Annotated in this window: 22 protein-coding genes, 1 pseudogene and 1 CRISPR repeat array; of the genes and pseudogenes, 9 read left to right on the forward strand and 14 right to left on the reverse strand. The window is 67.5% G+C overall.

Going from position 1 to position 25,380, the window contains the following annotated elements; translation table 11 throughout:
• Positions 1 to 18: 18 nt before the first annotated feature.
• Positions 19 to 1,254 (reverse strand): hypothetical protein, encoded by a 1,236-nt coding sequence (locus tag FYX01_RS00530; RefSeq protein ID WP_150236405.1) that lies wholly within the window; start codon positions 1,252 to 1,254, stop codon positions 19 to 21.
• 35 nt (positions 1,255 to 1,289) lie between these two features.
• Positions 1,290 to 1,442, reverse strand: a complete 153-nt coding sequence (locus tag FYX01_RS25950) for a hypothetical protein (RefSeq protein ID WP_190394125.1) — start codon at positions 1,440 to 1,442, stop codon at positions 1,290 to 1,292.
• 547 nt (positions 1,443 to 1,989) lie between these two features.
• Between FYX01_RS25950 and FYX01_RS00535 the strand changes: the two genes are divergently transcribed.
• From FYX01_RS00535 to FYX01_RS00545, 3 genes are all read left to right on the forward strand, one after another.
• A complete protein-coding gene (locus FYX01_RS00535) occupies positions 1,990 to 3,450 on the forward strand; it encodes a pentapeptide repeat-containing protein (RefSeq protein WP_150236406.1) in 1,461 nt (486 codons plus the stop codon).
• A gap of 179 nt (positions 3,451 to 3,629) precedes the next feature.
• The gene (locus FYX01_RS00540) at positions 3,630 to 4,094 is read left to right on the forward strand and encodes an HAD family hydrolase (RefSeq protein WP_223830232.1); all 465 of its coding nucleotides are present in this window, start codon (positions 3,630 to 3,632) and stop codon (positions 4,092 to 4,094) included.
• A gap of 36 nt (positions 4,095 to 4,130) precedes the next feature.
• On the forward strand, positions 4,131 to 5,030 hold the full coding sequence (locus FYX01_RS00545; RefSeq protein WP_150236407.1) for a phosphotransferase enzyme family protein: 900 nt from the start codon (positions 4,131 to 4,133) through the stop codon (positions 5,028 to 5,030).
• On the opposite strand, the gene FYX01_RS00550 is transcribed toward FYX01_RS00545, so the two are convergent.
• The 4 genes and pseudogenes from FYX01_RS00550 to FYX01_RS00560 form a co-directional block, all read right to left on the reverse strand.
• Positions 5,031 to 5,942, reverse strand: coding sequence for an NsdA family TPR-like regulatory protein (locus FYX01_RS00550; protein WP_223830254.1), 912 nt, complete (start codon positions 5,940 to 5,942; stop codon positions 5,031 to 5,033).
• A 261-nt stretch (positions 5,943 to 6,203) separates the two neighbouring features.
• Positions 6,204 to 6,479: pseudogene (locus FYX01_RS26440) on the reverse strand (helix-turn-helix domain-containing protein); the annotation flags it as partial.
• Between the two features lie 6 nt (positions 6,480 to 6,485).
• Positions 6,486 to 7,037 (reverse strand): flavoprotein, encoded by a 552-nt coding sequence (locus FYX01_RS00555; protein ID WP_150236409.1) that lies wholly within the window; start codon positions 7,035 to 7,037, stop codon positions 6,486 to 6,488.
• Complete coding sequence (locus tag FYX01_RS00560; RefSeq protein ID WP_150236410.1) at positions 7,034 to 8,251, reverse strand: helix-turn-helix domain-containing protein; 1,218 nt, start codon at positions 8,249 to 8,251, stop codon at positions 7,034 to 7,036. Before FYX01_RS00560 ends, FYX01_RS00555 begins: the two co-directional genes overlap by 4 nt.
• Before the next feature lie 426 nt (positions 8,252 to 8,677).
• Between FYX01_RS00560 and FYX01_RS00565 the strand changes: the two genes are divergently transcribed.
• The 6 genes from FYX01_RS00565 to FYX01_RS00590 all read left to right on the forward strand — a co-directional run bounded on the left by FYX01_RS00565 (position 8,678) and on the right by FYX01_RS00590 (position 15,221).
• Entirely contained in the window at positions 8,678 to 9,049 is a 372-nt protein-coding gene (locus FYX01_RS00565; protein ID WP_190394127.1) for a roadblock/LC7 domain-containing protein, read from the forward strand.
• Complete coding sequence (locus tag FYX01_RS00570; RefSeq protein ID WP_150236412.1) at positions 9,046 to 9,846, forward strand: DUF742 domain-containing protein; 801 nt, start codon at positions 9,046 to 9,048, stop codon at positions 9,844 to 9,846. Before FYX01_RS00565 ends, FYX01_RS00570 begins: the two co-directional genes overlap by 4 nt.
• Complete coding sequence (locus tag FYX01_RS00575; RefSeq protein WP_150236413.1) at positions 9,843 to 11,162, forward strand: Rossmann-fold NAD(P)-binding domain-containing protein; 1,320 nt, start codon at positions 9,843 to 9,845, stop codon at positions 11,160 to 11,162. Before FYX01_RS00570 ends, FYX01_RS00575 begins: the two co-directional genes overlap by 4 nt.
• A 36-nt stretch (positions 11,163 to 11,198) precedes the next feature.
• Positions 11,199 to 11,924, forward strand: a complete 726-nt coding sequence (locus FYX01_RS00580) for a class I SAM-dependent methyltransferase (RefSeq protein WP_150236414.1) — start codon at positions 11,199 to 11,201, stop codon at positions 11,922 to 11,924.
• Positions 11,921 to 14,821: a type I polyketide synthase gene (locus tag FYX01_RS00585; RefSeq protein WP_150236415.1), complete on the forward strand. Its 2,901-nt coding sequence runs from the start codon at positions 11,921 to 11,923 to the stop codon at positions 14,819 to 14,821. The genes FYX01_RS00580 and FYX01_RS00585 overlap by 4 nt, the downstream gene beginning before the upstream one ends.
• Positions 14,822 to 14,906: 85 nt before the next feature.
• The gene (locus tag FYX01_RS00590) at positions 14,907 to 15,221 is read left to right on the forward strand and encodes a WhiB family transcriptional regulator (RefSeq protein ID WP_150236416.1); all 315 of its coding nucleotides are present in this window, start codon (positions 14,907 to 14,909) and stop codon (positions 15,219 to 15,221) included.
• A gap of 93 nt (positions 15,222 to 15,314) precedes the next feature.
• On the opposite strand, the gene FYX01_RS00595 is transcribed toward FYX01_RS00590, so the two are convergent.
• The 8 genes from FYX01_RS00595 to casA form a co-directional block, all read right to left on the reverse strand.
• Positions 15,315 to 15,614, reverse strand: a complete 300-nt coding sequence (locus FYX01_RS00595) for a hypothetical protein (RefSeq protein WP_150236417.1) — start codon at positions 15,612 to 15,614, stop codon at positions 15,315 to 15,317.
• Positions 15,615 to 15,721: 107 nt separating this feature from the next.
• Positions 15,722 to 18,985: direct repeats of the CRISPR family, unit length 29 nt; unit sequence CGGCTCACCCCCGCTCGCGCGGGGAACAC.
• An 18-nt stretch (positions 18,986 to 19,003) separates the two neighbouring features.
• Positions 19,004 to 19,327 carry a type I-E CRISPR-associated endoribonuclease Cas2e gene (gene cas2e, locus FYX01_RS00600; RefSeq protein ID WP_223830249.1) on the reverse strand — a complete coding sequence of 108 codons (324 nt, stop codon included), beginning with the start codon at positions 19,325 to 19,327 and terminating at the stop codon, positions 19,004 to 19,006.
• Positions 19,328 to 19,379: 52 nt separating this feature from the next.
• Positions 19,380 to 20,345 carry a type I-E CRISPR-associated endonuclease Cas1e gene (gene cas1e, locus FYX01_RS00605; RefSeq protein WP_150236419.1) on the reverse strand — a complete coding sequence of 322 codons (966 nt, stop codon included), beginning with the start codon at positions 20,343 to 20,345 and terminating at the stop codon, positions 19,380 to 19,382.
• The gene (gene cas6e / locus FYX01_RS00610; protein WP_150236420.1) at positions 20,342 to 20,995 is read right to left on the reverse strand and encodes a type I-E CRISPR-associated protein Cas6/Cse3/CasE; all 654 of its coding nucleotides are present in this window, start codon (positions 20,993 to 20,995) and stop codon (positions 20,342 to 20,344) included. Before cas6e ends, cas1e begins: the two co-directional genes overlap by 4 nt.
• A complete protein-coding gene (cas5e, locus tag FYX01_RS00615) occupies positions 20,992 to 21,864 on the reverse strand; it encodes a type I-E CRISPR-associated protein Cas5/CasD (RefSeq protein ID WP_150236421.1) in 873 nt (290 codons plus the stop codon). Before cas5e ends, cas6e begins: the two co-directional genes overlap by 4 nt.
• Positions 21,861 to 23,024, reverse strand: coding sequence for a type I-E CRISPR-associated protein Cas7/Cse4/CasC (gene cas7e / locus FYX01_RS00620; RefSeq protein WP_150236422.1), 1,164 nt, complete (start codon positions 23,022 to 23,024; stop codon positions 21,861 to 21,863). The genes cas5e and cas7e overlap by 4 nt, the downstream gene beginning before the upstream one ends.
• A gap of 63 nt (positions 23,025 to 23,087) precedes the next feature.
• Positions 23,088 to 23,771, reverse strand: coding sequence for a type I-E CRISPR-associated protein Cse2/CasB (casB, locus tag FYX01_RS00625; RefSeq protein WP_150236423.1), 684 nt, complete (start codon positions 23,769 to 23,771; stop codon positions 23,088 to 23,090).
• Positions 23,768 to 25,327, reverse strand: a complete 1,560-nt coding sequence (gene casA / locus FYX01_RS00630) for a type I-E CRISPR-associated protein Cse1/CasA (protein WP_150236424.1) — start codon at positions 25,325 to 25,327, stop codon at positions 23,768 to 23,770. Before casA ends, casB begins: the two co-directional genes overlap by 4 nt.
• Between the last annotated feature and the right edge of the window lie 53 nt (positions 25,328 to 25,380).

Consider the following 25,380-nt stretch of genomic DNA (forward strand, 5'->3'; position numbering starts at 1 on the left):
TGAGTGGACTGCGCCAGACTACTGCCGGTCCGCTTCGCTGACCGACCAGCCGGGGAAGTAACGGGCGAGCAGTCTCACCAGCGCTTTCCTCTCCTCTGGGCTTCCGTGGCCGGTATGCAGAAGCGGCGTGCCGTCGATCTCTTCCAGGGTCTGCCAACCGTTCAGTGAATCCATGAGGGTGCGGACCCCCGTCATCAGGGACAAGGACATCTGGGGAACGATCGCGTCCAGAGCGTGGGCCTGGTAGTAGATCGAGGATCGCCGTGGGGCGGTGCTGTCGATCCTTTCGCTGTAGTTCACCTCGCTCACCTGGGGGTAACAGGAGTCCAGCAGGACCTTGGGCACGTCCCAGACAGGCATGAAGCAGTCCACGTCACCGGTGCGGCGTTTGGGGTAGGGCAGCGGCCGACGTCCGTTCATCAGACAGAACAACAATTCCGCCATGACGTCTTCTCGGTTGTAGCCCATCAGCAGGGAGGTTCCGCCGATCTCTCGGTTCAGCGCGCGCCCGACCATGTTGAGCAGCCAGGTTCCGAAGAAGTGGCTGGAGTCCGCGCCATAGGTGGACCGGATCTCACGCCACAGGGCCTCGGGGGACGCCGACATGCCAAGGAGGGAGGCGATGTCCTCGGGATGGAGAACACGGTGGCCAAACCCGTACCCGTGGCATAGGTCGCGGGCACGGTCCGCAGCCGTCCCCCGCCAAATGGGGTCCAGGACCACTGTGAAGCACAGGACCTGATCACGCCGAAACCCTTCGGGTGTGACGTAACGGTCCAAGCCGCGCACGATGCTGCTGGAATCCCCGCCGCCTGAGATGCCCGCGACGAGCGGCGGCGCTACCCGGTGCTCGCGTAGGAAATCCGCGATCTTGGTGAAGACGATCTCACGAAGCTGTTCGTCGTCCAGAAGGTGAACCCGGTGTTCCGGGTCCTTCTCCGCGTACCGCAGGTCATACATCGCGGCGACGGGATCAGCACTGTGCCCCTGGATATGCAGGGTGTGCGGAAGGATGTCCACATCGGTGTTGCGCATGCACTGCAGGATCACCGTGCTCGGTTCCGGAATCTGATCGAGCGTGTGCGTGATGGGAACGGGCCGCAGGCTCCCGTCTCCGGGGACCTCGTATGCCTGGAACATCGAGGGTGGCATGCGGTTGGCCCGGAGCAGATCGGCGAAGGACAACTCATCCGTTGGTACGAGCGGACGGGCGCCGTTCGCGAAGAGCGCTGTGACCCGTTCCCACTTACTCACTCAGGTGACTCCTGTTCGTGTCGTGTGCTCTCGGCCTAGAAGTGCGCGGTGATCGCAGAGCAGGCGAGGGTTTCCTCTACCTTCGGCTGCGTCATACGGTCCATGCCGACCTGCGGCAGGGTCCGCGTCATCACGTCCGCCAACTCGGTCAGTTCAGAGGTCGTCGGATCGGTCGTTTCGGTGTTCATGGACGATGCCTTTCCCTCGGTTACGCCCGGCCTGGGGTGACAGGGCGTGGCCGCGCACCTATTGGTGCACGGGGCTCGTTACATGCTTCGCTCGGACGGTTCCGTCAGATTCGAGGGCGGCCAGGTGACGCGGCACCACCCGAAGGGTTCCCACCACCGCCTCAGTGGAGGTGTCGGTCGGCTCTGCTGTCGCTGTGCCTCTTCCCCGCCGACCGCTCGGAGTCAGCAGTGTCCCCCGAACAGTTGCGTCGACCTATGCGCACACGCATAATCTTCGCGTTCGATTTATGCGTGGTGTTCGATTTGCCCTTCCTCACCAGTTCATATGAAGATCAGAACGGGGATTTTTGGTCTCGCTCTTGTTCATCGGCCCTACGCTGGTCGCCAAGAGTGTTGAGCGCAACGGGGATGTCAGTGGAAACGCAGCCGACTTGCCAGTGGGCAAACGCAACAAAGATGTCAGGGCTACACAAGCCGGTCCTGATGCAGGGGTGACCGGGTTTGGCCAGGTGCCCATGCCCCGTCTTCGGCTGGCTACGGTCGCACTATGACCACCACCCCCTCACCCCCTCAACCGTCCCGGCGGAAGCGTCTCCTGGCACGAGACACCCGGCTGCGTGAGCGCCTCAACCGGCGTCGCCATGGCCTGTCCTGGACCGCGGTCACCGTGGGCGGGCTCGGAGTGGCCGTGGCGTTGTGGCCCCTGGCCACAACGGTCTGGGATCTGCTCGGATTCACCGCGGGCCAGACCTGGCGCGTGACCGCAGTGAGCGCCTGCGCACTGTTGCTGGCCGCCGGTATGGCGGGGATGAACTGGAAGCGCACCTCTCCGGTGCGGTTGGTCTGGCTGATCCTGGCCGCCTGGGCGGTCGCCACGGGCATGGTCGCGGCCATGACCACTTTGGCGTGGCTGGTGCTCGACACGCCCCAGTGGAAGCCGCCCGGGGAGCTCACCCCCGAGAACCTGGACGCGATTGCCACCCGCGCCTTCGCCATCGTCGCTGGCCTGGGCGGTGTGGCCTTGTTGGTCATCGCCTACCGGCGCCAACGCACCACCGAGAACGGAGAGCAGCGCGAGGTCACCAAGCTGTTCAACGAGCGCTTCACCACCGCCTATACCGAACTGGGTAGCGAGCACGCCGCCGTGCGCCTGGGTGCCGTCCACGCCCTAGCTCATCTGGCCGACGACGCACCTTCTGAGGAGGAGGTGCAGATGGTCATCGACGTGCTGTGCGCCTACCTACGCATGCCCTACGACCCCGAACCCGGCGAGCTGCCCGTGGATGCCGACGACGCCCAGCGTGAGGACCACCGCACACGCACACTGGAGTTCGCTTCCTTGCGGGAGGTGCGCCACACCATCCTCCGGATCATTGGCAACCACCTACGTGAGCCCACCGGCTGGCGCGGCAAGGACTATGACTTCACCGGCACCGTCTTCGACGGCGGCGACCTGACCGGCACCCACTTCACCGGCGGCAGAGTTTCCTTCGAGGGGGCCCGCTTCGCTGGCGGGACGGTGTCCTTTTTCGGAGCCCACTTCGTCGGCGGGAAGGTGGACTTCTCCCGGGCTGAGTTCGTCGGGGGGACGGTGGACTTCACCGGGGCCTACCTCGCTAACGGGAGGGTGGACTTCTTCCGAGCTGAGTTCGTCGGGGGGACGGTGTCCTTCGGCGGGGCCCACTTCGTCGGCGGGACGATGTCCTTCAATGGGGCCTACTTCACCGGCGGGACGATGTACTTCAGCGGGGCCCACTTCGTCGGCGGAACGATGTACTTCAGCGGGGCCCACTTCGTCGGCGGGAGGGTGGACTTCTTCCAGGCTGAATTCACCGGCGGGACGGTGTCCTTCGGCGGGGCCTCAGGAACGTGCCCCATCAGACTGCTGGAAGCGATCGAGCGCGGAAACCCTGGGACAGTCCTCTTGCCCGAGGAGTGGCAGCCGACTGCCGATGAGAACGGCCAACAGGGAGACCCAAGCACGTCCCCTGATGCATCCGACCACTGACATCCTCATGGCCGCACCCACTGTTATCTTCGGCTGCGCTCAACAGGAGTGGGCGCGATGGGCAGACTGGATCAACGGCCCCAGACACACGTTCTCCGCCGTCCTGGGCGCGGTGACCGCTGCAGGCCGCGACAACGCCGAGACGTTCGACTACTTCCGTTCGGGTTTTCGGCCTCGCGTTGGAACGGCGGCTGCGGGAGGAAGCCGGACAGGGAGAGCTCATCGAGGAGGAAGACCTGTACCCGGACGTACGTCCCGGTCTCCAAGCACTCCGTGAGGCCGGCATCTGGGTGGGCATCGCCGGGAACCAAACAGTCCGGACTGCAGAACTGCTGCGGGAACTCCACCTTCCGGCCGACGCCGTCGCCACCTCGGGAGAGTGGGGAGTCGCCAAGCCTGACCCAGCGTTCTTCACCAAGGTCATCGACATGGCTCCGGGATCGCCCGAAGAGATCGTTTACGTGGGCGATCACCGTGACAACGACGTCATCCCCGGACACACCGCTGGGCTTCGGACCGCACTGATCCGGCGCGGCCCCTGGGGCTACCTGTGGGCGGACGACTCCCAGGTCACCAGCCGTGTGAACTGGGTGATCAACTCGCTGTACGAGCTTCCCTCGCTGATCACCAAAACCTGGAGATAGACCCCACACCGCGATACCGGCTCTTACAGTGGCGGCGTGGCCGAATCCTCCTCCCATCTCACGACCGAGATCGCCCTGAGCACCGCTGCCCGAGTTGCGAACGAGTGCTCCTGGTCGAGTCTCAACGCGCACATCCTCGGGCCCATCGGCGAGAACGCCACCGTGCTCCTGCCCGAGGAGCAGTTGGTCCTACGGATCTGCGCGAGCATCCATCACCAGAGGGCACACCGGGAACTACGGCTGGCCAACTGGTTGCGTGGTTACCGTATCCCCGCAGTCCGTGCCATCGATGGCATGAACGAACCCCTACTTCGTAACGGGTGGACGATCACCGTGTGGAAGCACATCCCCGGTGTCCGTCCGGCCTCGACTGACGTCATCGGCGCGGCCCTGCGTCAACTGCATGAGCTGACAGAGCCTTCTGGCATAGACTTGCCGGTTTTGGACCCCTTCGACGGAATCACCGACTACATCGACCAGGCACACCTGGAACCGCACGACGTGGGTTTTCTCCGTCGCCAGCTCGACAACCTGCGCAACGCCTACACACGCCTGAATCCAGCTCTTCCCTCTGGCCCGGTCCACGGTGACGCACACCGCAAGAACATCGTGCAGGACGAGAGCGGACACCCGGTGATCCTGGACCTGGAGCGTTTCAGTATCGGGGCACGCGAGTGGGACCTCGTCGTGGCAGCGGTGTACGAGCGTGTGGGGTGGTACACCGCGTCGGAGTACTCAGCGTTCATCGCCGCCTATGGATGGGATATCCGGGAGTGGTCAGGGTTCGAGACCATGGCTGCGGTGCGCGAGCTGCGGATGACAGCGTGGTTATGCGCGCGTACGGGGCGCGAGCCCCGCCTGCTACCGGAGGCCCGGCGCCGTATCACCTCGCTGCGCGACCCTTCCGGACCGCGGGTGTGGCAGCCCGGTACGTGATCACGCCTGGGCCAGTGGCGTGCTGGCAAGAAACTCACGAAACTCCCGGACGGAACGAGCCTGGTTGTGCGGTTCCATCCGATCTTGGAGACGAGAGATGTAGGCCTGAACACGGGCTGAGCGCAGGCGGCTGGCATCTGCGATGACCTGAGTGGCGATCGCACACCCTGCTTCGAGGTCGTTGGGCGCCTCCATGAGGTGCGCTCCGGCCTGAACCAGTCCAGCGAACGTACGGCTACGACGGAAGCTGGCGGGTGCGAGATCAACGGATCGCTGAGCATGTTCGATAGCCAGCGATCCGTGGCCGAGGTCGTGGAAACAGTGCGCGAGTTCGTCCGCCACTTCCGAGCCGTCGAAGTAGCCCATCCAGGCAGGCTCTTGCTCGGTATCGATGCAGGAGAAGGCTCCCTCCATTTCTTTCAGTGCGTTCGTACAGGAGCGTTCCTCACCGAGGGAGGCGAGGCCGCGGGCTTCCATAGCGGCCAGCATGGCTCGTATCGCGGGGGTTGCCTGAGCCCCTGCCCCGGACTTGGCAGTACGTGCGAGGTCAACCGCGCTGCGAAAGTCCCCGAGGAAGTTGGCCTGATGACTCAGCAGAGCGATTGCCTTGGCGCCCAATAGCCTGTCCGACCCCAGGAAGGCAAGATTGAGGGACTGGAGGAAATAGCGACGGCCCAACATGTGAAGTCCCGCATCGTAGGCCATAGCGCCGGTCTTGGCTGCGAACCGGGAGCTGGCCGAGAAGAGTTCCCGGCCGACCGTCGGAGTGAAACGACCTCGTAGCAGCGGAGCGATTTCGCTGGCCAGGTATTGGACAGCCGCCATCCGTGCATGTCCTCCGCCGAACTCATGGTCAAGGGTCTCGAACAGGTCGCATGCCCGCGTGATCGCGTGAACATCATCCTCAGTCACACGGAGCTGGTTTCCTGAATCGGATTCGATGATGGCTGGGGGTGCCACGAGCCAACGGAGCAAAGGGGTGCTCAGTTGTCCCGCTGGTATCTCCATCAGATTTTCCGGAGCACGACGACCAAGATCAGCGTTCCAGAGAAGGGCAGCGTGCCGGGCTGCCTCCTCCCTTGACTCGGTGAACAGGTCAGCGTCCGGAGGAAGAGAGAACCCGAGATTCCCTTGGGGCGCGCCAGAGGCTGTATCAGGAGGATCCAAAGGCGCTCCCAGCCCTCGCAGAGCCTCCATGGCCTTACGCCGGTCGGTGAGCCCTCGCCCCGACTCAGCCCGAGTGATGGTGCTCTGCGCGACCCCGCACATCCGCGCCAGGGCCTCCTGCGACAACGACTTCACCCGACGCCGAAGAAACCGGATCACCGCCTGGGCGTCACGCTCCCGCACCGCAGCCGCCATCTCGGGGTCCCGCCACACCCACCCCGGCACGCATGCACAGACCCAGGAGCCCTCGCCTCGGGGACGTCCGCAGTTCCCGCAGACCATCGACCGCTACTCCGTTCGCTCAGCAAGGTGTTCCTCCACCGTGGCAAGGGTCTGCTCCCATGGGAACCGATCGAAGGCATCACCGCCCTGCCCTGCCGGGTGGGGTACGAACGCCCCCTCTCCCAACAGCACACGCACGCCTTCCTCCCGCAGCAAGGCAACGCTTCGTTGAAAGGGCCGGCGCTGGGCGTAGGCCGCGTTGACGAAGGGCAGCACCACCACCGGGATCCCGAACCCGATCCCCTCGTTGAGCACGTCCAACGCGTAGTTGTCGGCGACGCCCTGGGCGAGCTTGTTGACGGTGTTGAAGCTCGCGGGAGCGACGACGATCGCATCCGCCTTCGGAGACCGCGGAATTCCAGGAGCGCGGTGCCGGCTTCGCACCGGGCGACCGGTGAGGTCCTCCACGGCCTGGGTGTCGAAGAAGCCCAGCGCAGCGGGTGTCGCGATCACCTGGACCTGCCACCCCTGAGCCAGAGCCGGAGAGATCAACCGGTCCACATGTTCAGCCGGTCCCGCCGCGCACACGACGACGTACAGGGTCCTGGCAGTACTCATCGGGCCACACCGACCCGATCAGCCAACTGGGTGAGTCCGCGCTTGAGATGGCCGGACGAACGTGCACTCAGCTCCTCGATGAGGTGGTGGGCCACGGGCCGCTCCTTGAGCTCTTCGGGCGCCAGGTTCTCAGCCGCTGTCAGCTCCGTGTAGGCCTCGCGCAGCTTCCCCCACTGGGTGAGCGCTCGTGCGGTGTCCACGTGCAGCACGACCCGGCGTTCGGCCAACCGCACGTGTTCGGGCTGGATCCTTCTGGCCTGTTCGACGGCCCGGCCCGCGTCTCCCAGATCGACGGCCGTGCTCACCCGGTGCAGGAGCACGTTGGTGGGGCCGAACGCGGTCCAGCGGTGGTTGTGGTCCCCGCCGAGCCGGCGTGCGGCCTCCTGTGCCTCGGTTAGAAGGGACAAGGAGCTGTCGCGGTCCTCCCGTTTGGCCGCGGCGGCAGCCCCGCTCAGCAGGAGCGAACCGTACACGGACAGCGAGGCGGACGTGAAGGGATGGGTTTGCCGGTGCACCCGCTCAGCGCCCGAGGCAGCCAGATCGACCGCTGTCCGGTAGCGGCGCTCTCGCATCAGGGCACGGACGTAGACCCGGGTGCTGGATCCGATGAGAACAGGGTCGTGCGTGGCTTCCGCCGCCCGGAAACTGCGGTCGGCAGCCAGCCAGGCCAGACCGCGCTCATCACACTTGAGCAGCACGCTCGCGGCCACATGGTAGGCATCGGCCTGGATGTGGTGCAGGCGCTGACGCACAGCGTCATCATGGCCCGGATCATGCTGTTCCAGGGCGTTCAGCAGGCGGGGAATCCTTCTAGATACGGCTGCGTACCGGCATCCCTGGTAGTCGGCCTTGGCCTGACGGGTCTCCTGAGCCAGTTCGGCCAGGGAGAAAGGCGGCGTGGACGCTGAGGGCGGCACCGCGTGTGGCGTCAAGGCGCTCGCGAGTTCGTCGAGGTTCAGCATGAAATCGGCCGATGGGAATGAGGGCTGAGGGGACAGGCTCCCCGGTGTCGAAGAAGGCACTCCGTCAAGCGGTGCTCCGAGTCCTCGTAGGGCCTCTACGGCCTTGCGCCGGTCGGTGAGCCCCCGCCCCGACTCGGCCCGGGTAATGGTGCTCTGCGCGACCCCGCACATCCGCACCAGGGCCTCCTGCGACAACGAGCGCACCCGGCGCCGAAGAAAGCGGATCACCGCCTGCGCGTCGCGTTCCCGCACCGCGCTGACCACCTCCGGGGCCCGCCACACCCAGGCCGGGATGCAGTCACACGCTCCACGCCCGTCGTGGCGAGTGCGTCCGCAGTTCCCACACATCGGGGTCTCCTCCGTCACCTGGGGGCGTAACGAGATGGCTTCAGCGTAGCGGCGATTCCGGATTCCGTTTGGTGCTTTCCGGAGCCGACCGCGCCCGCTCACAGGGCTTTTTCCTTGTCATCAGCCGTGAATCGAACAGTGCGCATAATTCGAACGCCGCGCTTAACCGCGCGCGCATAGGTTTGTCGGCCGAGCACCACAACACTGCCGTGCATGAGCACAACAGCAACAGAACCAGAGCTTCAGCCTCCCCGCTCCCGAGTCGCTAGGGAGGATCCCTCTGATCCTGCGTTCCGTGTCCAGGCTCTGGTCCAGGCGCTTGTCCGTCTGGTGGAGGACAACGGTGCGAAGGGCGGTGTGGTGTTCGGCCGGGACGGACTGCACCTGGCACGGGCCGGGATGGACCAGGTCCAGGCCGAGCGTGCCACCGCCATGCTCAACGGCCTGCACCTGTTCTCCCGAGAGGCCGGACGCCGGCACGAACGTGGTGATGTGGAGACCGTGGTGGTGCGCTACCGGCACGGAGCGGTCGTGATCGCTCCACTCGCTGGTGAGGCTGCCGTGGCGCTCGTAGTGGACGAATCCACCCCTCTCCAGGAGGTGGCCCGTGCCCTCGCCGTGTTCACCGGATCGGTCCAGCACCTCCTCCCGCCGCCGCGCCGGACTGCACGGCGCGCCACCGCGGCGAAGGAGCGGACATGACCGTGATCGCCCCCGCACCTTTGACCGTGCGTCCCGGTACCCGGGTCCTCATGGACACGCTGGTGCAGGCCACCGCGTCAATCCCGGTCTCCTACCAGCCCGACCTGCCCGAGCTGGCCGCCGCGGCGTGGCGGCTCTGCCGCGGTGTGGGCCACCCGGTGACGATCGCGGAACTGGCAGCCCGGCTGGAGTTCTCCCCCGCGCTGACCGGTGTCCTGGTGTGTGACCTGGCTCAGCTGGACCTGGTCCGCATCGTGCGTTTCCCGGCCCTGGCAGCCCGGCTGCGCTCATGGGCCTGCGATGGCCCCACCGAAACTCCCGTTCCACAACTGGCCAAGCTCCTCATCGTGGGAGATAACGCCGAGGACGTACGCCAGTGCTTAATGCATCTGACCGGTGCCGATCCTCTCTGTCTGGACGGCTCGGCCCGTGTGGACGTGACGGTGGCCCGCGTCGCTGAGGACCTGCATCTGCTGGCGCTCGGTGCGGCACTGGACGCCGAGGATCCCTCCTGGACCGACCTGTGCCGCGACGCCTTCGGCGCCCTGGTGGTCACCGATCCCCTCGAACCCGATCGGGCCGCACGCAGGGTCGCGGCCCTGAATGCGTTCGGCGTTCCGTTGGCGGTTCTGGTGCCCGCGCACGACAGCGCTGAACCAACCCCTGGGCAGATCCGCATGGCCGTGGGCTTGAGCGACGACGTTCCAGTAGTCATCGCCGACCTGGACTCGCCCGCTGCCAGCACCGGAGGGCTCATGGACCTGTGTACCTACCTGGAGAACGGAGGCCACCGATGACGCGGCCGCGCGCGGTGATGTTCGGCTCCGGGCACTCGGGCATGACCCTGGCCACCGGACTGCTGGCGGACGGGTGGCGGGTGGATGTGTTCACCCGCCACTCCACACCCGAACTGTTGGGCGGCCCGGCCGGACTCACCCAGATCACCCTGCCCTCGGTGCGTGCGGCCGAACGCTCCCTGGGCCTGGACCTGTGGGCCACCACCTCTCCCAAAGCGCAGACCGTGCGCATGGCGATGACCTCCGAGCAGCAGGCCTGGGGGTTCACCGCCGCACTGTCCGCTCCCGCGACCGCCATCGACCACCGTCTGAAGACCGCCTACTGGTTGCAGCGCTTTGAGTCCCTGGGCGGCGGTGTGCACGTCAAGACCTGCACCACCGCGGACGTGATCTCGTTCGCCTCCGCGAGGATGTACGACCTGGTCGTCGTCGCACCCGGCGTGGACAGCGACCTGGGCCAGCTCTTCGCCCCCGACCAGCGCCGTGTCAGCGGAGCCACCGACCGAGTCGCGGTACAGGTGCACCTGGACGGCTTCCCGCGCGCTCCTGAGGACACCGACATCCAGGTGATCTCCCATCCCCACGGAGAGGTTCTGGTCTATCCGGTACTGGCCCACGACGCGCTCAGCCCGGCCCAGGTCCGCGAACTCTCGGGCGCCGGTGACGCCCACATCGATGTCGCACCGTTCTGGGCGACCTGTGTGCAGGTGTTGGCGCGTCCAGGCACCGCACTGGATCCCACACCAGTCCTGGGTGGGAGCTCTGGCGAGGCGACCACGGCGGGGCTGCCCTCCCGGCACGGCCGCCACGCTCAAACCGCCTGGGACCACGTCCTGTCCCGGCTGGCCGTGCTCGCCCCCGACCTGGCCGAGCAGTGCGCCAAGGCCAGTGTGGTCCCCCACTCGGAGCTGGTGCGCGATATCCGTCCTCAGGTGCGCCACCCCGTGACCGTCCTGGGCGGTGCGCCCGTGTTGGGCATCGGGGACGCCACGGTGACGGTCGAGCACGCCTCCGGCCAAGGTGCGGGGGCCTCCACCCTGGTCGCCACCACCCTTCGCGACCAGATCCGTCAGCAGCGCCACGTCAACGGATCCTTGGACCGGGACTTCCTGACCGGAGCGTGGGAGGCGTACTGGGCTCGGCACGGCCAGTACACCAGCGGCTTCGGTGAGTTCGTCACCGGCTACTGGAACGGTGCCCTGCCCGACGCCCTGTTGAAGACCTTCGCCGAGACCGTGGCCACGACCGAGGGCGCCAACGCCTGGGCCGCGGGACTGGATGACCCCGCCCTCATGGCCCGCCTCCTCACGCCCTGACCGTCCTCTCCCCAGCACGAAGGACCCTGCTTCGCCATGCCCGAAAACTCCCTCGGTCCCGTCTCGGCACCGAACCCCAGGCTCTACAGTCCCCGCAACCTCAAGCGGTATCGCCGCTTGGTGGTGGGCTTGTCCCACCGGTTCGCGTGGAAGGTCAGCAACACCGAGATCCACGCGCTCTACGCCCGCTACGTGGCTCCCACTCACCTGGAAGTGGGGCCCGCAGACGGGCACTTCCTGGTCAACGCTCCCGACCTCACCGGCCCGGGCGGTGAGCCGGTCTCGCCGAGCCTGCGGCAGGTTCACCTGCTGGACCTGAACCCGGCACCGCTGGAGGTCTGTGCACGGCTGCTGCGTGAGCGCGCCCAGGTCATCACCCACGAGCACGACGTCCTCGCCACGCCCTGGCCGTTGGCGGACGCCTCGGTGGGGTCGGTGGCGATGTTCCACGTCCTGCACTGCGTTCCCGGCGCGTCGATCCGCCACAAGCGCACGGCGTTCTCCGAGGCCGCGCGGGTCCTGTCCGAGACAGGGGTGTTCATCGGCTCCACCCTGCTCGGCGCGGACGATCCGCATACCCGCAACAACTGGCTCGCCCGTCGCCTGCAGACCGCCTACAACCGCCCCGATCGCAACATCTTCCACAACACCGAGGACCGGCTCACCGACCTGCGGGCGATGCTGGACCTGCACTTCACGGACGTGCAGCTGACCGTCATGGGTTCGGCCGCGGTGTGGGTGGCGAGAGGGCCGAGCCGATGACCACCACACCCTTCGGCCGCGAGCCGGCCGCGATCATCGGCATGGGCTGTCGACTGCCCGGCCACATCACCACACCCCACGGCCTGTGGGAGGCCCTGCTCCAGGGTCGGGACTGCGTGACCCGTATCCCTGCCCGCCGCTGGAAGGTCATGGTCGGGCGCCTGCACCCGGACCAGGCGCCCGACCAGCCGTTCCCCGCGGGGGTCGTGGATATCGACGCCTTCGACCACGCCTTCTTCGGCATCTCCGCGGACGAGGCCACCGAGATGGACCCACAGCAGAAGCTGTTGCTGGAAACCGTGCACGAGGCCCTGGCCGATGCCTCGATTCTTCCTTCCTCCCTGGCCGGATCACGCACCGGGGTCTACGTCGGAGCAGCCAGCACCGACCAGGCGACGGTGAACTTCGGCGCCCAGTACCGGGCCGGGGTCTACACCTCCTCCGGCGCGGGAATGGCGATTCTCGCCAACCGGATCAGCTACGCCTTGGACCTGGCGGGGCCGTCCCTGACGATCGACACCGCCTGTTCCTCCTCATTGACCGCGCTGCACCACGCCGTGCGCGACCTGCGCTCCGGTGAGATCGACACTGCTCTGGTCGCCGGGACGAACGTGCTGACCTCCCCGGTGATCACGGCCAGCTTCGTCGAGGCCGGCGTGCTGGCACCGGACGGGCGGTGCAAACCCTTCGACGCCCAGGCGGACGGGTACGTGCGCGCCGAGGGAACGGTGGTGCTCGTCCTGAGCCGTGCAGCCGATGCCCAGGAGCGCGGGAACCGGGTGTGGGCACACGTGGCCGGAACCGCCATTGGCCACGGCGGCTCCTCCGCCCATCTGCTCGCACCCCGCATCGAGCGCCAGGTGTCGGTGATCCGCCAGGCCCTGGCCGACGCCGCCCTGCGACCCGACCAGGTGGGGTGGGTGCAGGCTCACGGCACCGGCACCAAAGCCGGAGACCGGGTGGAGGCCACCGCCCTCGCCCAAGCCCTGGAGAGGCAGGTCCCGGTGCCGGTGGGGTCGGTCAAGGCCAACCTCGGCCATCTCGAAGGTGCCGCCGGTGCGCTCGGAGCCATGGCTGCGGCGCTGGCGGTCCACCACGGGCAGATCCCGCCCACCCTGCACCACCGCGCTCTGCGCTCCCAGCTCGAAGGCCTGGTCCGAGTACCCACAGGTGTGGAGGACTGGCCGCACGCGAACGACCGGGAGCCGAGGGTGGCTGGGGTGTCCTCGTTCGGGTTCGGTGGGGCCAACGCCCACGCCGTCATCACCAACGCCCCTGCCGTGAAAGCGCCGCCCGCTCAGGATCCGATGCCTTTGCCCGAGACAGTGGTGGTCTCGGCCCCCACGGCTTCCGCTCTGGCCGCAGCAGCAGGTTGTCTGGCCGAGCAGGCTCCGCGGGGTCGCAACGTGGGCACGGTGGCGGACACCGCGCTGGCCCGAGGCAGCCACCACCGGCACCGGGCGGCCGTGGTCTCCTCCCACCTGGGCGGTATGGTCCAGGGACTGCGCAGCATCCAGAACGACGCGCCGAACCCGGACGTCGTCACACCGCGTGTTGCGCCCAGGAGCAAGCCGCGGGTGGTGTTCGTCTACACCGGGCACGGCGGCCATCACCCCACCGCCGGGCAGGACCTGATGCGTCTGCCTGTGTTCGCCCACGCCATGGGTGAGGCGCGCGCGGCACTGGAACGGCAGGCCGGATATGAGGTGTGGAAGCCGGGGGAACCCGTTACGGGCTTCGCGGACGCCCAGCACTGCACCTACCTGGTGCAAGTGGGGCTTACCGCCCTCATGGCTGAGCGCGGGATCCTCCCGGATGTGGTGTTGGGTCACTCAGTCGGAGAAATCGCCGCTGCCCACACCGCCGGGGTCCTTCGCCTGGACGCAGCAGCGCGGGTTCTCGCCCACCGCAGTTCCCTGCTGTCCGGACTCTCCGGTGCCGGTGGCCTGCTCGCAGTCCGCGCCAGCGCAGAGCAGGTAACCGACCTCGTTGCGGACTACGACGGACGGCTGTCGATCGCCTCCTACAGCGCCCCCACGGTCCAGGTCATCGCCGGGCCCACCACCGACCTGGGCCACTTCCAGGAGCGCCTCACGGCACACGGCATCTGGTGCAAGCCGGTAGCCGACGCCATCCCCGCGCACTCAGCCGCCGTGGACCCGATCGTTCCAACCCTGCGCGAAGCCCTGGCCGGGCTGGTCCCCCACCCTCCGCGGACAGTGATCGTCTCCACCGCTCACCCCGACCACGATCCGGATGCCCCGGGGCTGTGGAGCCCTGCCTACTGGGCCGACCAAGCCCGACGGCCGGTCAGGTTCACCGATGCCCTGCACACCGCCGCGCAGACGGTCAGGGACGGGTCGGGGCACTCAGTGGTGTTCGTGGAGATCGGCCCTCGCGCTTTGCTCATCGAACACATCGTCCACACCCTCAACGAGCCAACCGTGGCCATCACCTGCGACTCGACCGGGCTCGCGCGAGCAGTGGGTGAACTGTACACCCACGGCATCACTCCCACCGGTCCGGTGGAGCAGGCCCATCCCAGCCTGGCCATCTTGCCCGGGTGGGACCACACCAGCAGCAGCCGGCCTGAAGGAGCAGAGCAGGTCGCCGTCCCGGCGCCCGACCAGGTGGAGGCACACCTGACCGATGAGATCGCTCGGCTGACGCCCCTGCCCGAAGGATTGGATCTGGCCAGCTCCTGGACTGATCTGGGGTTGGAGAGCTACCAACTGCTCCAGCTCACCTCTCGACTGCGCCGCATCCCGCCGTGGAGGGGCGTGGACGTGCAGGTCTTCCTTCCGCACAGGTCCTGGTCCGCCGTGGCCTCTGGCCTCACCGCTCTGCTGAACACCGACCAGACCATCTCCGACGAGGCGTCGTCCGTCCTCCCCTGACCCCGGGACGACGCCTCAGGGGTGATCTCGCCTTGCTGAGGGACCGAGGCGGGATCACCTCACAACCACCGCAGGACACACCACCATGACCACTGCTGATCATCCGCGAGCCCACTGCCGCGACTACGATCTCGATGCCCTATTCGTGCAAGGCGCGGAACAGAACCACGCCAAGTACCTGTGTGTTGGCTGCCCCGTCCGGATCCGGTGTCTGGTCGAAGCATTGGAGAACCGGATCGAGCACGGGGTATGGGGTGGCATGACCGAAAGCGAACGTCGCTCGCTGCTGCGGCACCACCCCACCGACTGGGACCAAGTGATCACTGCCAGCCTCCCCGAAAGCAGTGCGCACCATAACCACAGCGCTGATCGATCACTCCGTCTCCGTGCCAATTCTTGATGCCGCAGCCTGCAAGTCAACCGGCGAGGTCTCGTCCTGAATGCGCGCCTCACCCCTGCTCACGCAGGGAACACACGTGAGGCACGCTACGTCTCAATCCAAAGCATCGCAGTGGCACACACCCACCGCATGCTCCAGCTTGTGGTGCCACTCGGGCTTTAAGATGATCACCTTGCCCCCATGGCCTTCCCTCTGCTCGGCGATGATTCCCTCATCCTCCTGCTCTAGCAGCTCGTCCGCCCTGTTCTTGAGGAAGGCGTGCGCGTCATCTCGGAACGAGATCATGGTCTTGGACAGCACCTTGTCAGCCATCGGGTAAGGGAAGTTGATCGTGTCGTCCCCGAGATCTCTGAGAAGAATCTCGTACGGGCCAAGTCCTGGTTCTGCAGCCACCCTGAACACCCCCGTACGAGCTAAGCCTGTTCGCCCATGTTCCCTCGCGGCGCCTCTGCTGAGGGTAACCTCGCGGCCAAGACATGGCCGGACAGGCTGTGCGCAACCGACTCACCCCCGCTCGCGCGGGGAACACGACCGGCTCGCGTCCCTCGACCTAGATCTCGTCGACTCACCCCCGCTCGCGCGGGGAACACGAACCCGACGGGTATACGTCTCCTTGCTCTAGCGGCTCACCCCCGCTCGCGCGGGGAACACACGGTCATCACCCAGGGGTTCGGCCTGGAGGACGGCTCACCCCCGCTCGCGCGGGGAACACATGCTGCTGGGCTCGCAGTCCGGCGGTGATGACGGCTCACCCCCGCTCGCGCGGGGAACACCGGTTCTCTTCCTCCAGCCCTCGGACGCGGGCCGGCTCACCCCCGCTCGCGCGGGGAACACGCATTCCGGGGACGTGCTCGAACTTGGGGATGCGGCTCACCCCCGCTCGCGCGGGGAACACTTACCTACCGGTCTAGGTGGGTGGCCTAGCGGCGGCTCACCCCCGCTCGCGCGGGGAACACGGGTCGGTGCCGAACTCGGGGTAGTCCGCGTACGGCTCACCCCCGCTCGCGCGGGGAACACGCGAAGACCTGGAGCAAGATGTTCGGCTGACACGGCTCACCCCCGCTCGCGCGGGGAACACGAGGCCGCCGTCACCAAGCGGATGCTGGAGAACGGCTCACCCCCGCTCGCGCGGGGAACACGCGACCTCGGCTGAACCCCCGGGCCGGTGGGCCGGCTCACCCCCGCTCGCGCGGGGAACACGTGAGGCCGAGTGGGACTGGCTGGCCCAACGCCGGCTCACCCCCGCTCGCGCGGGGAACACGCCCGCCGCCACCAGGGCCAGCCCTGGCACACCGGCTCACCCCCGCTCGCGCGGGGAACACCGGCGCGGCGGCTACGACGCCCGGGTGCGCCGCAGCTCACCCCCGCTCGCGCGGGGAACACTCCTATGCCCACGAGCAACCTCGGGGCTCAGACGGCTCACCCCCGCTCGCGCGGGGAACATCGCAGCGGTCATGGCGTTGCCGCCGACTGAGTCGGCTCACCCCCGCTCGCGCGGGGAACACCCACCCACGTCGTGGACCACTACGGGCCTGGGCGGCTCACCCCCGCTCGCGCGGGGAACACATCGCCCCGGGCAGGGTGAAGGTTCCGCCGGGCGGCTCACCCCCGCTCGCGCGGGGAACACCGTCCACACGGGGATTTCGGTGCCGTCCGAGGCGGCTCACCCCCGCTCGCGCGGGGAACACGGACCATGTGATCGTTCGGGTCCGCCATGCGACGGCTCACCCCCGCTCGCGCGGGGAACACACATGCGCGGCGCACCGGAATTTCGTGGAGAACGGCTCACCCCCGCTCGCGCGGGGAACACACACCCAGCTCGTGCAGGAGGAGACACAGCTCCGGCTCACCCCCGCTCGCGCGGGGAACACTAGCCCTGCACGATCAGGTCCAGATCCTGGGCCGGCTCACCCCCGCTCGCGCGGGGAACACGCCGGACGGGGCGACTGGACCACGGCGGGCAACGGCTCACCCCCGCTCGCGCGGGGAACACGCCACACCCGACCGGGATTCGCACGCGGCGGGCGGCTCACCCCCGCTCGCGCGGGGAACACACGCCGACCCGCAGAAGCCCGGCGCCGTCACCGGCGGCTCACCCCCGCTCGCGCGGGGAACACCATCCGACCACGGGCCAGTCCGCGTAGCAGGACGGCTCACCCCCGCTCGCGCGGGGAACACCCATGCGTCACCCCGACGAGGTGTCGGACGAACGGCTCACCCCCGCTCGCGCGGGGAACACGTTGAACTTCTTCGCGGCGCTCATCGGGTTAGCGGCTCACCCCCGCTCGCGCGGGGAACACTGGCCCTGCTCGGCGGCGATCCGGGCGACGGCCGGCTCACCCCCGCTCGCGCGGGGAACACCCCAAAGGGAGCGAATACAGAATGTCGGAGAACGGCTCACCCCCGCTCGCGCGGGGAACACCGGTCACCTCGATGTCATCCACGGTTGTGTTCCGGCTCACCCCCGCTCGCGCGGGGAACACTCCATCGCCCCCTCGCGGATGCTCTCGGAGGACGGCTCACCCCCGCTCGCGCGGGGAACACGCGCTGGAGCGGGACCCGGAGCTGCGCAAGCACGGCTCACCCCCGCTCGCGCGGGGAACACTGCTGGACGGCCTGCTGGACCGGCGCGAAGGACGGCTCACCCCCGCTCGCGCGGGGAACACTTCTCGGCGCCCGCACGTCCGGCGCTGGTGGCCGGCTCACCCCCGCTCGCGCGGGGAACACGATCTGGGGTCAGTGGCGAGACCGTAGAACACCGGCTCACCCCCGCTCGCGCGGGGAACACGCGCCCTGTAGCCCACTGACCGGAGTGAACACCGGCTCACCCCCGCTCGCGCGGGGAACACGGTGTGGTTTCTGGGACGGGTCCGCCACCTGGCGGCTCACCCCCGCTCGCGCGGGGAACACGAATCGCGTGCCTGACGGACCGCCTCGGCGGTCGGCTCACCCCCGCTCGCGCGGGGAACACCTGGGTCTCATCCCAATGGGTGAGGGAGGCGACGGCTCACCCCCGCTCGCGCGGGGAACACTCGGCCTCAGTGGCCGCCGAGTTGTTGCCCAGCGGCTCACCCCCGCTCGCGCGGGGAACACGCCACCGGAGTCAGTCACCGGGCTGCGCCGAACGGCTCACCCCCGCTCGCGCGGGGAACACCACCGAAGGTGATGATCTGACGCCACCGCATGCGGCTCACCCCCGCTCGCGCGGGGAACACGTGGCAGACAGGTTCTGCTGGGTCTGGTTGATCGGCTCACCCCCGCTCGCGCGGGGAACACCCCACCCAGGAAGCCGCCGAGAAGTACACCGGCGGCTCACCCCCGCTCGCGCGGGGAACACTACAACCATCGCGGCAGCAAGTTCGCAGACACCGGCTCACCCCCGCTCGCGCGGGGAACACGGGACCCGCCAGTCCTGCCCTGCCTCGGGTGGTGGCTCACCCCCGCTCGCGCGGGGAACACAACGCATCCCGGAGCACCGCATGGTAATGGAACGGCTCACCCCCGCTCGCGCGGGGAACACCTGCCCGACGGGTGCATCGGCGCCGTGACCACCGGCTCACCCCCGCTCGCGCGGGGAACACGGGGCCCTTCGTCATGCCGTGACCCGCGTCTTCGGCTCACCCCCGCTCGCGCGGGGAACACCACCGGAGTGGGGGCTTCGCTTCGTCGAATCACGGCTCACCCCCGCTCGCGCGGGGAACACATGAGCGCCGGGATGGAGCGCTCCTCCCGGTCCGGCTCACCCCCGCTCGCGCGGGGAACACACTTCCTGACCTGCACATCTACGAAGGCGTTGTTATTTCGTTACCTTCCAGGCCAGATGTACTTGCCATTGCTCCGAAAGCAATTAGCGTCAGACCATCGAAGTCGGCTGGACGACGTCGACGCTGACCTGCAGTCCGCACCTCAAAGCCTTGCTCGTTGTCAGCAGGGTAGAGAAGCACAGCCACCCCATCAGCCACACATGCGCTGGTTGCATCCCACAGCTCGTCTCGTACGCGGGCGGAAACAGTACCCACATAAAGCTCAGGCGTGACCTCCAACAACCATCGTGACAATGCACCCCGAAGGTGGTCAGGCACAGCAGTGGCGCTGATGGCGATCATGTTCGCCAAACCGGATCACCTTCTTCTCCCTCGGTATGGACGAAACACGTGGTCACCATTCGTCGGGGCTGTGGTTGATCGCTCCGGGAACCGCACCAGAGATGGGATCCCACAGGTCCACGATCTGTTCTTCGAGGTCGGGTGGTGACACGTCGGAGCCAGGAACAAGGAGCCGTTGGATGTCGGCCACGATACGCGGTAGGAGTCCGAACAGACGTAGGCCTTCTCGGAACCCCACTCGCGCCTGTTGCTCGGGATTGGTCGACGCATGCAGGGAGAAGGCCAGGGGAATCGTCAGCTCGGCTTTGTACAGGTCAGCAATATCGTAAACGAAGGCCTGCTGGTTACCGCTATGAACGAACCCCAGAGCCGGGGAACACCCCAGAGCGAAGACAGCCGCGTGCACGATGCCGTACAGACAGGTGTTGGCCGAGGAGAGCGCGCGGTTGACCGGATCCTGGTCGTCCCAGTCCTCAGGATTGTAGGAGCGGCGGAAACGGCTGAGCTTATACTGCTGTGCCAGAAGCCGGTACATCGCCTTGACCCGTTGGCCCTCCATCCCCCGCAGTTGGGCGATGGAGGTCTCACCTTGCACGGTTCCTGCTCCGAAGCGTTGCTCGTACATGCGCCTGGCGATCGCCAGGCGCTGTTCGTCATCAGCCCAGGCACGGGCTTGGTGTTCCAGCCAGGTGGTACTCAGCGAACTGGGCACCATGGCCGAGTAGCAACGCACTCCTCCAGAACCACTGATGAGGACCGTGGTGCCGTGGCGGGAGAAAGTGGTCATGGCTCGGGCTGTGATGGAGGTCCCCGGACCCAGAAGGACACAACTGAGCGCCGCCGTGGGCAGGTACACCAGTTCCTTGCCCCGTTGCTCGGTTTCAACCTGGGCGCATACTCCCGTGTCGTCCTGATAGACACGCACGATGTCCAAGTAGAGGAAGGATAGGGAGTCCGCGATCCTGGGAAGCATCGCCACGGTCGGCGCGGCCAGGCGTTGCCGAGCGCTCTTGCTCATCGGGGGCCTCGTGCGGGGGCGAGGCTGAGTAGCCCGCATCCGTAGGCCTTGCCGCGGCCGATGCCGGCGATGGTCCGTTCTCGGAGCAGGTCGGCGTCGTTGATCTGGGCGGTGCCTTCGAAGAGGGTGCGGGCGTGGCGGATCTTGTGACGTCCTTCCTTGCGTTCGCCACGTGCGGCGTCCAGCGCTTGGGAGTCGAGCGAGTGGACGGTGAGCCCTGAGGCCTCGGCTTGCCGTGCCCACCATTCGTCGGCCGCCGCGCCCATCAGGGGGACGACGGAGTTGACATCGTTCTTCGCCCTGGTGGTGTGTCCAGGGCGGCGCACGGCGTTGGCGGCGATGCGGTAGCGCACGTGACGGCCAGGTTCGAGGGCGTCCAGGAGTGGGCTGAGGTCCTTGGTCTGGCCGGTGCCGTAGTGCGTGGGCAGTCGGCTCAGGTCGGGTTCGGTGTTGCTCTGCAGCAGGACCTGTGGTCCGCCGGGTGTGTCCTCGGCCCGGAAGAGGACGCCGAAGGTCCGTCGGGCCTCCTGGCCGGCCCCGTCGGGGAAGAGGGACATCAGCCGGTGATGCATGCCCACGGCGCTGCCCAGGTCGCGGCGTGCCTCGCGTGAGCGCAGGTCAGGCTGGATCCGCGTGATCCAGTGCGTCATCGGCTGATCCTTCCGTCCTCTGTGGTGCTGTACTCGCGCAGATAGGACTCGACGGCTTCCAGGTACGGCAGGCCCAAACCGCCGCACAGACGGGCGGCCACCTGTAGTTCTCGCTGGTAGAGCGGACGTGTGCGGTAGGAGCGGTGGTGGGTGTGGAAGGTGCGGGGGTCGTCGTCGATCTCGCCCACGGGGTCTGCACCGTTGGCCACGTGGGTGTCGGCCTGGCGGCCGACGGCTCCGGCCATACGGGTATCCAGTGGCGCGTCCCCGTAGAAGAGCACGTGTGTGTGCTCCACCGTGCGGGCGGAGGCAGGGATCGCACGGTGCAGTGGCAGATAGGTCAGGTGCCACCAGGGAGTGCGGGTGTGGCCCAGGAAGAAGGGTCCGGTGGGTGGGCAGGAACGTCGCCCCAGGTAGGGCGCCCAGGTGGGTGCGTCCAGGGCCTGGGCGCAGGCGCCGATCAGGTCGCTGTGGTCGCTGGTACCGGTGACGGCCACGGTGAATGCGGCGTCTTGGAGGTAGTAGCGATGGGAGAGCAGAGTGGCCTGCTTGGTGCCGCGCTTCTTGCCCTCGGCCGTGGTGACGGTCTCCTTGGCCGGTAGGCCGCCCCCAACAGTGTGCAGGTCGCGGAGCAGGTGCCCGGAGCGGTCGACTCGCACGGTGAGTGAGAGCTGGGTGAGGTCGTCGATGGGGGCACCGCGGGGGCGGCCGAGGGCGGAGCTGATCATGCCCAGGACGCCGGAGCGGGTGGGGAAGGCCGCGGTGTCGCGTTCGTTGTAGTGGCTGCGTTGTCCCCAGGACTGCAGTGGGCCGGACAGGTGCAGCAACAGTCCCGGAACCTGCTCGTCGGTGGGTTCGGGCTCGCTCATCGCTGCTGCTCCGGGGGAAGGGCTGCGTCCACGGCGGAACTGATCAGATCCAGCAGGGAGTCCGTGTGCTGTCCCAGCCCTTCCACCTCGTCAGTGTGGGTGCCGGCCCATGCGGTCTGCAGTAGCCCGCGCCCGCCCAACAGGCGGTGTGCTGCTGCCGCGTACTTCGAGAGTTGGGTGATGGAGGGCTTGGCGAAGCCTCCATCCCTGCTGGCCATCACCGGCTCCTCGAAGGCGGCGGCGTAGGAAACCGGGCGGTCGGAGCGCACCGCGATGTGAGCCACGTCGGGGATGGTGTGCGGGGCGGTCGCGGTCTTCTTCGCCTGGGGGATCGACAGCATGAACGCCTCCAGGAAGGCGGCGGCCAGCTCCCGAGCCGAAGCACGGTCCCCCTGTAGGTTGCGCAGCAGGTCGTCCAGGTCCACGGTCGCGTACCGGTAGAACACGCCCGCGCTGAACTCGGTGTTGCCCATGTGCGCGCTGCCGGTGGTGTCGCCCCAGGCGTCGGTGATGTCGTCCACGGCGGCAAAGTAGTCGAGTTCGGTGTCCGTGGCGTGGGTGGTGAAGGCGTGTGCCGCCTGCACGGCGCCGTCCACGCCAGCGCTGTCGACTTCGGCGAGCATGCGTCCGAAGAGGTGGATGACGCCGTTGGTGGAGCGCAGCACCGCGTCGATGTCGTCCTTGGGCAGGACGCTCTTGCCCCCCTTCTTCATGTTGGGGGCGGCTTCGAGGGTGGCGCGGTGTGTCTCGGCGAGGTCGGCGAGGTCGGTGATCGCCGGGGCGGGCACGTAGACCATGGCGTTGGTGGACCAGGCGGGGACTTCGTCGCTGGGCGGATCGGCCTTGATGCTGGATCCGGTCGCGATGTGCTGGCCCGCGCGGCGGGCCAGGTCCTCGGGCCACTGGCGGTCTTCGATCAGGACTCGTTCCACCGCTTCACCGATACGGCGCGTGCGCACCGCCGCCTGGCCGGTGAGCCGCTGGAAGTCGGCTCGGGTGGCCCGCTTCCAGCTCTGGCTGCTGACCCGGGTACGTGTCCTGCCTCCGAAATCGACCTGTTTGACGGAGTTGGTGTCATCGCGGTTCAGGTTCGCGTAGGGGACGCTCTGAAGGAGGTGGATGTCGATGAAGCGTCCGGAAGCATACGAGGCTCGCTGCATGGGGGTTCTCTCTTTCGCGTGCACGGATGTGGTGGTGAAGCGGTGTCGGTACCGGGGGTGCCGTCAGGCTTGGGGGGCCGGGTCGGCTTCGGTGTCGGCCTGTTGGGCGGCGTCACGGTCGGCCTTGAACCGGGTCTGGTAGAAGTCCTGGAGCCAGCGCCTGGAGATGTCGCCGCGGTAGCGGCGCCAACTCCGAAGATCGGTGATCAGGCGGGCGTAGTCGATCGGTGCGTCGGCGCCTTGGAGCTGACGGATGGTGGCGGGCAGGTGCCGGTGCAGCCCCTCCGCGCTCTGCTTGGTGAGCAGGTTGATACGGGTTTCCGCAGCGCTTTCGCGGAGCCCTTTGCGGGTGCCCGAGGCGACCGCGTCGGCCAGGGTGTGTCCCAGGCTCTGTCCGTAGCGACCGGAGGTGGTCGCGTCGGGTCCGAAGCGTTTTTGGGCGGTGTGGATCTGGTCCTTGGACAGCAGCGCGATCATGGACGCGGCCGCGTAGTAGGCACGTTGAACATCGGGCTTGTCCATGGCCCAGGTGGGGAGCAGGGGAGCGACGATGGCGTGCATGCGCGGGACCCGGTCCAAGGGCTTGCCGAGCCCGCTACGTAGGGCGGCCCGTGCTCCCCTGTCTTCGGCGCAGCGTTCCATGATCTTGTCGACGAAGGCTCGGGCGGCCTGCATCTGTTCGGGGACTGCAGAATTCGTCTGGCTGGCGGGCTCGCCCACGACGGCGGGTGAGGGGTGGTCGCTCATGTGGTCCTTGCCTTCTTCTTGGGGCGGCCCCCGTACAGGTCGATACGGGCTGTCTCCCGTGCGCGTGCGCCCCGTGCGGTACTGGCGGCGGGAGCGGTGACCTCTTCGTAGGTGCGTTCGGCGATACGGCGGAAGGAGGCGGACATGCCGTCCCAGTTGCGTGTGCGCAGCCGTCGCCAGAACTCGGTCTCGGCGGCGGGCCAGTAGCGTGCGGCTGCCTGGCGGGACCAAGAGCAGGTGCTGATCTTGGCGGCGTCGCTGTACAGGGCCCAGGCCCGTTTGGTGGCGGTGTCGAGCCTGCGTCCGGTCAGTTCTCCCAATCGCTGCATGTGGCCGACGTGGCGGGTCTGTTGAACGTCCCCGTCGCGTCGTTCCATCAGGTCCAGCACCGGGGGTGTGGAGGCTGAGACGAACTGTCGGTCCTTGGCCTGGCCGTCCTGGTCGAAACCCAGCGCTCTGACCTTCATGGTCATTGAGGGCGTCTCATCCAGAAGTTCGATGGCGGTGGAGAAGATCCGTGGCCGTTGGGCCTGCCGATCCCCCACCGGAGCCTTGTGCAACAGGGCGTCCAGGTCACGCCACAGGGCCCGGTCGGACTCGGCGGGTCGTGGGTAGGGGTTGCCCTCCTTGCTGACCTGCCAGATGAGGTAGTCGTCTCCGCGAGGCAGCTTGTTGCGGTAGGCCCAGGTGACGTAGGAGTCCTGGGTGTGTTCCCCGGTCTGGTCGGGCACCAGCAGCAAGGCGTGCTGGGAGCGCGCGGTCAGGCTTGAGCAGGGCCCGGTCACCAGTTCCCGCGGCAGGAGGGGGTCGGGCAGGTCGTGCCACTCCCAGGGGCACAGGTCGGTGTCAGGGTCGACCGTGATGGAGGGACGCGGGAGCCCGGCCAGCAGGGTCTCGAACAGCGACTCGCCTTCGGGGTGGTAGGACAGGGTGCCGCGCAGGGGTCCGGCATTGGTGTTACCTGCGCTGACCTCGCCGACTTTGCGTACGGCACATGTACCGGAAGGCCCGTAGTAGTTCCAGACCAGCAGATGGAGCAGGGCCTGATCCGAAGTGGGAAGTGTCGGGTCGTGAGGGCTGGCGTGTGAGAACCACGAGTGGTTGCCGCCAGAGGGGCGGGTAGTGATCAGTTTGTTGACGCCGGCTGGTTTCGTGCACTGTTCGCTCAGGCGAGGATCTTGGAGGAACGGCCGCTCAGGATGGTAGAGCCAGAGGCGGTCGGAGTACCGGTTGAAATACTCGTCGATGTGCTCCTCGGAGAAGCGTCCGCTGTCGAGAACCTCGAAGCGCCGGTCATCCCATGCCTTCCCGTCCCTGTCAGCGGCTTCCCGGTGGTCGAGTCGGGTGATGCGCAGGGCGAGCGCGTACAAGATCCGCATCAGGGCGGACGCCGCGGGAGGCAAAGGAACAGCCAAGCCCTTGATGTCGTGGGCGTGAACAAGGAGATCCCTGATTCCTACGCGTTCTGGACGGTCTCGTGACAAGGCGTTCGAGCGCCACCGGACGGGCGCACAGGGTTCCGTTGGCAGATGGTAGAGCCTGTCGATCGAGGTCATCGCACCTCCGAGGGGTGGACTAGAGTCGGATCCCTCCCCGTGCACATGCCGGG

It is taken from the genome of Nocardiopsis quinghaiensis, assembly GCF_008638365.1.
Lineage (GTDB): Bacteria > Actinomycetota > Actinomycetes > Streptosporangiales > Streptosporangiaceae > Nocardiopsis > Nocardiopsis quinghaiensis.